This is a genomic window from Maricaulis sp., from assembly GCF_030149425.1.
GTDB lineage: Bacteria > Pseudomonadota > Alphaproteobacteria > Caulobacterales > Maricaulaceae > Maricaulis.
This window is the reverse complement of the sequence record NZ_JASBRQ010000050.1, coordinates 1-9,175: the sequence shown is the minus strand read 5'-3', so window position 1 is coordinate 9,175 and position 9,175 is coordinate 1. Positions and strand designations below refer to the sequence as shown.

The window sequence follows — 9,175 nt, the reverse complement described above, 5'->3', positions numbered from 1 at the left end:
TTTAATGGGCATCGTTCAGGAGGGGTCGGGACGGATCGGCTCCTGATGGTGAGGTACCTACACGGGAGTAATAAAAATGAAGTTTGTTTCTCGCTTTTTCAAAGACGAATCTGGTGCAACCGCTATTGAGTACGGCCTGATTGCCGCTCTCATCGCCGTCGTTATCATCGGCGCAGTTACCGCGCTGGGCACCGGCGTCAGCGACAACTTCAACACGGTTGCCGGCGCTCTCTAAGCCGAGCCAACCACTGTTGAGCTAAATGGCGGGGCCGTTCCACAAGGAGCGGCCCCTGCTTTTTGCGTCGATCTCTGCGCCATGCCAACGCTCGGTTAAAACTCCTCGGCTAAAGTGCGTCTGAAGTATTCGGAGCGATCAATGCTTGGGCAGATTTTCATCTACAGCTTTCTCGCCGCCATGTTGCTGGCCGCGGCTTTTGACGCGACGCGCTTCAAAATCCCCAACTGGCTGGCGGGCGGTGTGGCACTCGGATTCGTGCTCTTTCTGCCCTTTTCCGGTCTGAGTTGGGTCGGTATCGGGTTGCATTTCGGCGCGGGTTTCGTGGCCCTTTTGCTGGGAATGGCACTCTTTGCACCGGGCTGGATTGGCGGCGGCGATGCGAAACTGTTTGCTGCCGCGGCGCTCTGGTTCGGCTGGCCCGGACTGAGCACTTTTCTGCTCGCTACCCTGCTGGCCGGTGGCGCACTGGCGATTGTCCTGGTGATGATCCGGGAAGGATTACCGCGCCTGGTGGGCGAGCCCGGCTGGATTGAGGGCACGCTCTTTGCCCGGGGTGCACCGGTGCCTTACGGGATCGCCCTGGCAGCGGGCGCTTTATGGGCTGCGCCCCAGTCCTGGCTTGCGATTTCCGGCATTTAAGCCAATCCGCTGCAGGTTTTTAGGCGAATTCGTCCGATAGAACGGATTGAAACGGTATAATTAACGCGACTTTGAGGAATTCGGCGTCTGATCGCAATCGTGTTTTTGCGTCCTTGAGGTCCCGTAATTCCAATGAACGCGGTCCGAATTGCCATTCTCGTCGCCGCAGCGGTCGCCGCGATCGCTGTGGCGTTCTTTGTGCGCCAGGCCATGACCTCGCCCGAGCCGGTTGCGGTCCAGGTCGAGCAGCAGCGACCGGTGACCCGGGTGCTGGCAGCCCGCCAGGACCTTGCGGTCGGTGACCGTGTCAGCGCTTCAGATTTTTACTGGCAGACCTGGCCGGAAGAAGGCATGACGCCGGGCTATGTCATCGAGGGCCGCGGCCAGGACGCGTCGGATTTCGCCGGTTCTGTGGTCCGCGCCCAGATCCGCCAGGGTGAGCCCATTACCGGCCGCCGCCTTGTACAGCAGGGCGATGCCGGTTTCATGTCGGCGGTCCTGTCGCCGGGAATGCGCGCGGTTGCGGTGCCGATCTCGGCCGATCGCGGCGCTGGTGGCTTCATCCTTCCCAATGACCGTGTCGACGTCATCGTTTCCTTCGTCGAGGAAGACACGATGGGCATGTCGCGCAGCTTCATGGCCCAGACCATTGTCGAGAACGCCCGTGTTCTGGCTATCGACCAGACCTTTGCCGAGATTGACGGCGAGGGCTCGGTGGTTGGTGAGACCGCAACCCTCGAACTCACCCCGGACCAGGCCCGCGCGGTCTCCATGGCGGTGATCCGCGGCGAGGTCGCCCTGGTATTGCGCGCCCTGGCGGATGCCGAAGGCGACCCGATGCTGGGTGATGGCACCACGCTGGGCGAGGGCACAGCAAGTAGTGATGGCGCGTCCGGCGTCACAGTGATCCGCTTTGGCCGCGTGGTCAGCAGTTCGGGCGGGGAGCAATAGGGATGACCGGCATGATGCGTAGTTTCGTCCTCGTCCTGGCTCTGGTGTTCGCACCGGCCCTGGCCCAAGCGCAGAGCACTGAGCGCGGCAATACCATGCAGGTGCACATCCGTGCCCCTGGCGCTGGCCCGGTGTCGGAAAATCTCGACCTGCCGCTGAACAAGGCCGCAGTGGTTCATCTTCCGGTCGATGTTGCCGACGTCCTGGTGACCAATCCGGAAGTCGTCGACGCTGTCGTGCGGACCCCGCGCCGCGCCTATCTGATGGGCATGGGCGTCGGGCAGACCAATGCCTTCTTCTTTGATGCCAATGGTCAGCTGATCCTGGATCTCGATCTGCGCGTCGAGCGTGATCTCGAGCCGTTGCAGGACGCCTTGCAGCGTTTCCTGCCCAATGCCCGGGTCCAGGCCGAAGCGATGAATGATCACATCGTCCTGTCGGGCTCCGTGCCCAATGCGATGGATGCCGATACCGCCCTGCGCATCGCCCAGCGCTGGGTTGATGATCCCGACACCATTTTGTCGATGGTCAATGTCGAAGCCCGCGACCAGGTGATGCTGAAGGTCCGCATTGTCGAAATGCGCCGCACCATCGCCCGCCAATTGGGCGTAAACCTGTCGACGGCTGCGACCAGCGGCGAGTTTGATGTCCGCGTTGCCACGGATCACGAGTTTTCCCTGACCGGTCGTTTCCTGCGCGGTCTGCAGACGGCCTTTGACTGGACCAGCGGCAATCCGGGCGGCGTGTCCGGCGTCAGTGGCCTGTTGCAGGCGATGGAACGCGTCGGCGTGGTCCGTACCCTGGCCGAGCCGAACTTGACCGCGATCAGCGGTGAAAGTGCGAATTTCCTGGCCGGCGGCGAATTCCCGGTCCCGGTCGGACGTGACCGCGATGGCAATATCATCATCGAGTTCAAACCCTTCGGCGTGGGCCTGGGCTTTACTCCGGTGGTTCTGTCGGAAGGTCGTATCTCGATGCGGATCTCGACCGAGGTCTCCGAGCTGTCGACGCAGGGTGCACTGAACTTCTCTGAGAGCCTGGTCACCGACGATAGCGGTGCTGTGGTTGGCACGGTGGAAGGCCTGACCATTCCGGCGCTGAGCGTCAGCCGCGCCGAAACCACGGTCGAGCTGCCCTCCGGCGGCAGCCTGGTGCTGGCCGGTCTGATCCGCGAGGAAACCCGTCAGAACCTCGACAGTGTCCCGGGCGTCGAGAATATCCCGGTTCTCGGTTCGCTGTTCCGCAGCCGTGATTATGCCAATCAGGAAACCGAGCTGGTGGTGCTGGTGACGCCCTACCTGGTCGATGCCGCCAACCCGAATGACATGGCAACGCCGGCTGATGGCTTCCAGGCTGCGACCGAGGCGGAAGCCCTGCTGTTTGGCCGCCTCAACCGTGTCTATGCGGTTCCGGGCGCAGACACTGAAGGCCAGGGCTGGAACGGCCCCGTGGGCTTCCAATTCGAATAGGTGGGAGGAGCAAAGATGAAAACAAAAATGCTCAAATCCGCGATGCTGGGCCTGGTGCTTTCGACCGCTCTTGCGGCGTGTGCCACGACCGATAATCGCCAGGTCGTGTCCGGCCTGGGTCTGCCAGCTCCGAGCGCGCAAGCGGAAACCTACCGCTCGAGCATGGTCATTGATCCGCGCGATAATGGTCTGACCTGGGCCCAGGAAGCCCAGCTCGCCGCGATTGCCGAAGAATACAAGGTGCGCGGTCATGGCCCGCTGGTGATCAGCTATCCGCATGGTGCCGCCAATGAACAGGCTGCCATGCGCGCGGTCGCCAATGCCCGAACTTATCTTTACGACGCCGGTGTGAACTGGCGGCAAATCTCCGGCGGTACCTACATCGCCAATGAGAACGAAAACGGCGCCCTGGTGTTTTCCTTCGTCCGCTACGAGGCCGTGGGTCCCGATTGCGACATGGAATGGCATGATCTGGCGCTCGAGCTCGATAACCAGCATCACCCGCGTTTCGGCTGTGCCCTGGCGACCAATCTGGCGGCGATGATCGTCGATCCGCGCGATCTGGTCATGCCGCGGGATGCCGGTCCGGTCGATACCGGCCGCCGCCAAGAGGTCATCGAACGCTATCGACGCGGCGAATCCACCACTTCCCAGCGCAGTAATTATGAAAGCGGCGCTGTGTCACGGGTCGGGAATTAGGGGGACGAAAGGAACGAGCATGGCTGAAGCAAATCGTGCCCTTGATGACGACGGTTTCTACGACGACGAAGATCCGTTCATGGACGCATCCGACGTAGAACGTCTGATGCTGGGCGAAGCAACCCGGGAAGAGCTTGAGGCCGAGCAGACCGACACTGATACCGGTCATCGCTTTGGAGCCAGCGAGCTACCCGATGACAGCGTGTTCGAAGGCGCTGACGATCCATTCCTCGATGCCGAAGCGGTCGAAGCTGAAGCCGCGCCGGAAGAAGACCTGACCAATCCGCTTTTCGCCGAGCTGCAAAGCGAGCTGGCGGACGGGCTGATGCCGGCGGAGCCGATGTATGGCGAGATCGATGATGAGATCTCGGCCCAGCCGGTGCCGCGTATCACCATCGGCGCTTTCTGTGAGCGCCCGGAAACCGGGGCCCTGATGACCACGGTTGGTGAGGACCGCCGACTGGCCAAGGCCCATCTCAAGATCGATATGGGCGGGCTTCCCGCTGCCATTGAGCGCTATCACGACGAGACCACGCCCAACCTGCTGATCATCGAGACCGGCATGCGCGGCCGCGGCCTGTTTGAACAACTCGAACACCTCGCCGGTGTGTGTGATCCGGAGACCAAGGTCGTCATTATCGGTGCGACCAATGACATCACTCTCTATCGCGAGCTGATCAAGCGCGGGGTGAGCGAATATCTGGTGCCGCCGATGACGCCTTTGCACGTCATCCGTACCGTTTCCGAGCTCTTTCTTGATCCTGACCAGCCCTTTGCCGGCAAGACGATTGCCTTTATCGGTGCCAAGGGCGGTGTCGGCTCATCGACCATTGCGCATAATTGCGCCTGGGCGCTGACCGAAGGCCTGGCCCAGGATGCGGTTCTCATGGACATGGACTTGTCCTGGGGTACGGCGGGACTGGATTTCAACCAGGACCCGGCCCAGACGCTGGGCGATGCCCTGTCCGAGCCGGACCGTCTCGACGACGCGCTGCTCGACCGCCTTCTGGTGCGCTGCACAGACCGGCTGAGCCTGTTCTCGGCTCCGGCCACACTTGACCGGGACTGGGATTTCTCGCCGACCGATTATGAAATGGTGCTGGAGAAGGTTCGCCGCCAAGCGCCCTTTATCACGCTCGACCTGCCGCATGTCTGGACGCCCTGGCTGAAACAGACCCTGCTGGCGGCCGACGAGGTTGTGGTCACCGTGACCCCGGATCTGGCTTCGCTGCGCAATGCGAAAAACCTGTTCGATCTTGTCTCGGGGTCGCGCCCGAATGACGAGCCGCCGAAAGTCGTGGTCAATATGGCCGGCATGCCCAAACGCCCGGAAATCCCGCTCAAGGATTTCGCTGATGCGCTGGGGACCCCGCCGGTCCTGGTGATGCCGTTCGAGCCGCAATTGTTCGGCAAGGCTGCGAATAACGGCCAAATGATCAATGAGGTCGACCCGAAGTCGAAAGCCGCCGACGGGTTTGGCCATCTCGCCAGCCTGGTCACCGGCCGGACGCCGGCTGCACCGCGCCGCAAATCTCTCATTTCAAAGATGTTCGGAGGCTAATCGAGCATGTTCGGCAAGCGCGCCGGTGGCCCGACCGCCCCGGCACCCCGGAAAGAGCCGGTTCCGCCGGCCGCGACGACCGAAACCCGCCCCAAGCCGGAGGCGGGTTCGGCACGTCCGGGTGAAACTGCACAAAAAGCGCCCAAGCCTGCCGCAGCGCCCAAGCCGAAACCAAAGCCGAAAAAAACCGCCCGCCCGGCCGGCGATAGCGGCAATCGCTCGGAAGAATACTACGCGATCAAGACGACGATCTTTAATGCCCTGATCGACACGATCGATCTGGGCCAGCTGGCGCGCCTTGATCAGGATACGGCGGCGGAGGAAATCCGCGACATCGTCACCGAGATCATCTCGATCAAGAATGTTGCGATGTCGATCGCCGAGCAGGAACAACTGCTCCAGGACATTTGTAACGACGTTCTCGGCTATGGCCCGCTGGAGCCGCTGCTGGCTCGCGACGACATTGCCGACATCATGGTCAATGGCGCCGACAACGTCTTTATCGAGGTCAATGGCAAGGTCGAGAAGACCAATATCCGCTTCCGCGATAACGGCCAGCTGATGAATATCTGTCAGCGGATTGTGAGCCAGGTCGGCCGCCGGGTCGATGAGAGCTCGCCGATCTGTGACGCGCGCCTGATGGATGGTTCGCGTGTCAACGTGATCGCCCCGCCGCTGGCGCTGGATGGTCCGACCCTGACCATTCGTAAGTTCAAGAAAGACAAGTTGACGATGGATAATCTCGTCAACTTCAACTCAATCACGCCGGAAGGCGCCAAGGTGCTCGGCGTTATCGGCGCCAGCCGTTGTAACGTGCTGATTTCCGGCGGTACCGGTTCGGGCAAGACGACGCTGCTGAACTGTATGACCGGCTTCATCGAGGAAGATGAGCGCGTCATTACCTGTGAGGACGCCGCCGAGCTGCAGCTGCAGCAGCCGCACGTCGTGCGCCTGGAGACCCGTCCGCCGAACCTGGAGGGCCAGGGGCAGGTGACGATGCGTGACCTGGTCAAGAACTGCCTGCGTATGCGTCCGGAACGGATCATCGTGGGTGAGGTGCGTGGCCCGGAAGCCTTTGACCTCCTGCAGGCCATGAATACCGGCCATGACGGCTCGATGGGCACGCTGCACGCCAACTCGCCGCGCGAAGCCATGTCGCGGATCGAATCCATGATCACGATGGGCGGCTATAACCTGCCGGCCAAGACGATCCGCGAAATGATCGTCGGCTCGATCGACGTCATCGTCCAGGCGGCGCGCCTGCGCGATGGTTCGCGCAAGATCACCCATATTACCGAAGTGGTTGGCCTGGAGGGTGAAGTCATCATCACCCAGGACCTCTTCGTTTATGAAATCCAGGGCGAGGACGCCGATGGCAACATCGCCGGTCGTCATTGCTCGACGGGTATCGCCCGCCCGAAATTCTGGGATCGCGCCCGCTATTTCGGTCTCGATCGCGAGCTTGCTCAGGCGCTCGACGCCTCGGAGGCCTAAGCCATGAATTCAGATCTCGCCTTTCTGGTCGCCGCTATCGCCGCCTTCTTCGCCGTGGGCGGGGTCGGCTGGGTTGCGGCGGGCGCGATGGGCGATGCGCAAGCCAAGAAACGTATGAGCCGCGCCGTTGGCGGTGCCGGTGGAGCCCAGCGCGGCCGGCGCCAGGGCGGCGTCCAGGACCAGGCGGCCCAGCGCCGCCGGCAGATCCAGGAATCGCTCAAGGACCTGGAACAGCGTCAAAAAGACGAGCGCAAGAAGAAGGTCTCGCTGAAGTCACGGATTCAGCAGGCCGGTATGGAGTTTTCTCCGACCGCGTTCTGGATCGGGTCGGCTGTTGCCGCGGCTGTCATGGCCATCATCGCCTTCTTCACCGGTCAGTCCCTGCTTGTGGTCGGCGGCCTGGCTGTCGTGGGCGGGCTCGGCCTGCCGCGCTGGTGGCTGGGCTTTTTGTGCGGCCGCCGCCAGAAGGCCTTCACCCGGGAATTCGCCAACTCGCTCGACGTTATCGTGCGCGGTGTGAAATCCGGCCTGCCGCTGAACGAATGTCTCAAAATCATTGCTGAGGAGAGCCCTGACCCGGTCGGCTCGGAATTCAAGCAATTGGTCGAAGGCATCGCCGTCGGTGTGTCACTGGAAGATGGTCTCAACCGCATGTGCGATCGCATGCCTCTGCCGGAGATCAACTTCTTCCGCACTGTTCTGGTCATCCAGCAAAAGACCGGTGGTAACCTGGCCGAGACGCTGGGTAATCTCTCCAACGTGCTGCGCTCTCGCAAGCTGATGCGCGAGAAAATCGGCGCCCTGTCGTCGGAAGCCAAATCCTCGGCCGCCATTATCGGCTCCCTGCCGCCGGGCGTTCTGGGCATCGTCTACGCCACCACGCCCTCCTATATGAGCGCCATGTTCGTTCACCCGACGGGCCAGCTGATGCTGCTGGGTGGTCTGACCTGGATGTTTATCGGCATCATGGTCATGCGCGGCATGATCAACTTCAAGATCTAGGGCGGGGCGGTTTTGGACATCAGCTTTATCGAGATCCGCAACTTCCTCACCGACCCGCAAATGCTGGTCGCGCTGGTCGCCGGTATTCTCGTCTTCGCCACCATTGTGACCCTGACCTCGCCGGCGCTGGGCGGAGACAAGCTTGATAAGCGCATCAAGGGTGTGCAGAACCGGCGTGAGGAATTGCGCCGCAAGAGCCGCGAACAGCTCGAGCTGGATGCGGCCAGCAAGCAGAACCGGTCGATCCGCGATGTCGAGGCCAAGGGCGTGATGCGCAAGGTTGTGGACTCGCTGAACCTGCAAAAGGCGTTCGAGGATCCGGCCCTGCAGGACAAGCTGCAGCAGGCGGGCCTGCGCGGCAACCGTCCCGCGGTTGCCTTCTACTTCTTCCGCCTGGCCTCGCCGATCATCCTGCTGGCCGGTGCGCTGTTTTATCTCTTCGCGGTGAACGATTTCGGCCTGCCGACCATCACCCGCTACTGTTTTGCCTTTGGCATCGGCCTGCTGGGCTATTACGCGCCGAACCTTTACCTGCAGAACATCGCGGCCAAGCGGCAGCAATCCATCATGGGCGCCTTTCCCGACGCGCTCGACCTGCTGCTGATCTGTGTCGAATCGGGCATGTCGATCGAAGCGGCCTTCCACAAGGTATCCACCGAGGTGGGCTCGCAATCGGTCGAACTGGCCGAAGAACTCTCGCTGACCACTGCCGAGCTGGCTTATCTGCAAGACCGGCGCAATGCGTATGAGAATCTCGCCAAACGCACCAATCACCCCGGGGTGAAGGCGGTGTGTACCTCTCTGATCCAGGCGGAGCGTTACGGTACGCCGCTGGGGCAGGCCCTGCGGGTGATGGCGAAAGAGAACCGGGACATGCGCCTGGCGGCGGCCGAGAAGAAGGCCGCCTCGCTGCCGGCCAAGCTGACGGTGCCGATGATCGTGTTTTTCCTGCCGGTACTGTTCGTGGTTATTCTTGGTCCCGCCATAATCCGCTTCAATAGTCTGTGACGAAAGTGATTTGGCGCGCTATTTGAATAGTGAGCCTTCATGTTGCACAGGTGGACCCAGCCCATGTTTTCCGGGCGCAAATCGGCGGAGAAACGTCGCGAGCAGATCGAGACC

The 9,175-nt window shown here is 61.8% G+C and carries 9 protein-coding genes; all 9 read left to right on the top strand.

Going from position 1 to position 9,175, the window contains the following annotated elements; all coding sequences use genetic code 11:
- The first annotated feature begins 76 nt into the window (after nt 1-76).
- The 9 genes from Q1V57_RS07695 to Q1V57_RS07655 all read left to right on the top strand — a co-directional run bounded on the left by Q1V57_RS07695 (nt 77) and on the right by Q1V57_RS07655 (nt 9,061).
- Nucleotides 77-235: a Flp family type IVb pilin gene (locus Q1V57_RS07695; RefSeq protein WP_300529331.1), complete on the top strand. Its 159-nt coding sequence runs from the start codon at nt 77-79 to the stop codon at nt 233-235.
- Nucleotides 236-376: 141 nt separating this feature from the next.
- A complete protein-coding gene (locus tag Q1V57_RS07690) occupies nt 377-877 on the top strand; it encodes a prepilin peptidase (RefSeq protein ID WP_300529329.1) in 501 nt (166 codons plus the stop codon).
- A gap of 132 nt (nt 878-1,009) precedes the next feature.
- Entirely contained in the window at nt 1,010-1,828 is an 819-nt protein-coding gene (gene cpaB / locus Q1V57_RS07685) for a Flp pilus assembly protein CpaB (RefSeq protein ID WP_300529328.1), read from the top strand.
- A gap of 11 nt (nt 1,829-1,839) precedes the next feature.
- On the top strand, nt 1,840-3,297 hold the full coding sequence (locus tag Q1V57_RS07680; protein WP_300529326.1) for a type II and III secretion system protein family protein: 1,458 nt from the start codon (nt 1,840-1,842) through the stop codon (nt 3,295-3,297).
- 15 nt (nt 3,298-3,312) lie between these two features.
- Nucleotides 3,313-3,996, top strand: a complete 684-nt coding sequence (locus Q1V57_RS07675) for a CpaD family pilus assembly protein (protein ID WP_300529324.1) — start codon at nt 3,313-3,315, stop codon at nt 3,994-3,996.
- Between the two features lie 19 nt (nt 3,997-4,015).
- Nucleotides 4,016-5,557, top strand: coding sequence for an AAA family ATPase (locus tag Q1V57_RS07670; RefSeq protein ID WP_300529322.1), 1,542 nt, complete (start codon nt 4,016-4,018; stop codon nt 5,555-5,557).
- A 6-nt stretch (nt 5,558-5,563) separates the two neighbouring features.
- A complete protein-coding gene (locus Q1V57_RS07665; protein ID WP_300529320.1) occupies nt 5,564-7,051 on the top strand; it encodes a CpaF family protein in 1,488 nt (495 codons plus the stop codon).
- A gap of 3 nt (nt 7,052-7,054) precedes the next feature.
- Complete coding sequence (locus tag Q1V57_RS07660) at nt 7,055-8,053, top strand: type II secretion system F family protein (protein WP_300529318.1); 999 nt, start codon at nt 7,055-7,057, stop codon at nt 8,051-8,053.
- 60 nt (nt 8,054-8,113) lie between these two features.
- On the top strand, nt 8,114-9,061 hold the full coding sequence (locus Q1V57_RS07655; protein ID WP_366145106.1) for a type II secretion system F family protein: 948 nt from the start codon (nt 8,114-8,116) through the stop codon (nt 9,059-9,061).
- Nucleotides 9,062-9,175: the final 114 nt, after the last annotated feature.

Bases quoted from the DNA above. Each gene is read 5' to 3' on its own strand.
- Q1V57_RS07695 (WP_300529331.1), top strand. From the start codon at position 77: ATGAAGTTTGTTTCTCGCTTTTTCAAAGACGAATCTGGTGCAACCGCT.
- Q1V57_RS07690 (WP_300529329.1), top strand. From the start codon at position 377: ATGCTTGGGCAGATTTTCATCTACAGCTTTCTCGCCGCCATGTTGCTG.
- cpaB (WP_300529328.1), top strand. From the start codon at position 1,010: ATGAACGCGGTCCGAATTGCCATTCTCGTCGCCGCAGCGGTCGCCGCG.
- Q1V57_RS07680 (WP_300529326.1), top strand. From the start codon at position 1,840: ATGATGCGTAGTTTCGTCCTCGTCCTGGCTCTGGTGTTCGCACCGGCC.
- Q1V57_RS07675 (WP_300529324.1), top strand. From the start codon at position 3,313: ATGAAAACAAAAATGCTCAAATCCGCGATGCTGGGCCTGGTGCTTTCG.
- Q1V57_RS07670 (WP_300529322.1), top strand. From the start codon at position 4,016: ATGGCTGAAGCAAATCGTGCCCTTGATGACGACGGTTTCTACGACGAC.
- Q1V57_RS07665 (WP_300529320.1), top strand. From the start codon at position 5,564: ATGTTCGGCAAGCGCGCCGGTGGCCCGACCGCCCCGGCACCCCGGAAA.
- Q1V57_RS07660 (WP_300529318.1), top strand. From the start codon at position 7,055: ATGAATTCAGATCTCGCCTTTCTGGTCGCCGCTATCGCCGCCTTCTTC.
- Q1V57_RS07655 (WP_366145106.1), top strand. From the start codon at position 8,114: ATGCTGGTCGCGCTGGTCGCCGGTATTCTCGTCTTCGCCACCATTGTG.